Source organism: Streptococcus mitis (genome assembly GCF_001579035.1).
GTDB classification, from domain to species: domain Bacteria; phylum Bacillota; class Bacilli; order Lactobacillales; family Streptococcaceae; genus Streptococcus; species Streptococcus mitis_J.
The window spans coordinates 9,838-11,230 of record NZ_KQ970288.1; the positions used below are offsets into that span (position 1 = coordinate 9,838).

A 1,393-nucleotide genomic window follows, 5' to 3' on the forward strand; every position below is an offset into this window, starting at 1 on the left:
CTCCTTGCCCCGCCTCATCTTTTAGGCTTCTATTTCATCAAAAAAAAACGAAAAGCAACAAAACTCTCCCTGATCCGACAAGTCATCCCTTCCATGAGTTTGACTTGCTCATCAACCTGTGCTTGGCTGACTTTTGGATTCTCTAAGACCGCCTTAGCCTTCGCAAGAGCTTCCTCCACTTCAGTATGGAGAGCCTTCATAGAGTCTAGCGTTAGATTTTTCAATAAAGCTTTCATGGTCCCCTGGGTCAATTTAGCTGCTTTCCTATCAGCAGTAGTCGGCTGGTCTTGCTCTTTTTCTCCCTCTGCTCAAGGAGTTTCTTGAACAGACTCTGGGATGGGTAGCTGCCCTTGATTGGCTCCCTCAGCTGGCACTGCTTACCTTTTTAGATCGTCGACTGGTTTAAGTTCAGTCGGCTGTTCAGTCAGAGCTTTCTTGGAATCTCCCTCATCCGAGTTTCCTACCATTCTGATAAGATTTTGAAAGGAAATCTCTAACTTACAAAAGCTCCTCAAACTCAGAGACAGTCATACCCAGCTGCTGGCTGGCAACCTCAGATGGTAGAAGACCTTGACGGACTAGATTTACTAAACCTACTTTTAATCCTTCTTCTCGCCCTTTTTCAATACCCTCTGCACGGCCACGTTCAAGTCCACGCTCTAAACCTTGTTCAATGCCTTGTTCAATCCCTTCAGCTCGTCCACGTTCAAGTCCTTCTGCACGACCTCTCTCCAACCCTTTTTCTTCAGCTTGTTCCAAGGCATAGTCCTGTGCTAACAAGGCTTGTTCTTCGCGCATACGTAGTTGACTAAACATTTTCCTGTCCTCCTCGGACCAGCTCTTGTAGTCCAGCAGTTGGTCTGTCTGGCTAATGGCTCGCTCAGGTTGTTGGGTAAAGGGTTTGTTGCCGAAAAACTCCAACCATGGTTTACAAACCTTATCTTTGCTGGTTTCTCTGTATTTTTTTAGGTCTTATTTATGATGGTCTTTCAGCAACGCCTCAAACTCAGCGACGGTCATTCCTAATTGTTCACTTGCAACCTCAGATGTCAGAAGGTCTTGACGGACTAGATTTACTAAACCTACTTTTAATCCCTCTTCAATGCCTTCTTCTCGTCCTTGTTCACGACCACGTTCAAGTCCACGCTCCAGTCCCTGTTCAATACCTTCTGCCCTAGCTGTTTCCAAGGCATAGTCCTGTGCTAACAAGGCTTGTTCTTCTCGCATACGTAGTTGACTAAACATTTTCCTGTCCTCCTCGGACCAGCTCTTGTAGTCTAGCAATTGATCTGCTTGGCTAATGGCTCGCTCGGGTTGCTGGGTAAAGGGTTTATTCCCGAAAAACTCCAACCACGGCTTGCGAACCTCGTCTTTGCTGGTTTCTCTGTATTTT

General features: G+C 46.2%; 1 protein-coding gene and 2 pseudogenes. All 3 read right to left on the minus strand.

Annotated features, from left to right (window positions below):
- Positions 1-29: 29 nt before the first annotated feature.
- A complete protein-coding gene (locus SMIDD26_RS06185) occupies positions 30-224 on the minus strand; it encodes a hypothetical protein (RefSeq protein ID WP_246746947.1) in 195 nt (64 codons plus the stop codon).
- A gap of 274 nt (positions 225-498) precedes the next feature.
- A pseudogene (locus tag SMIDD26_RS06190) lies at positions 499-972 on the minus strand (hypothetical protein); the annotation flags it as partial.
- Positions 973-1,393: pseudogene (locus tag SMIDD26_RS06195) on the minus strand (hypothetical protein); the annotation flags it as partial.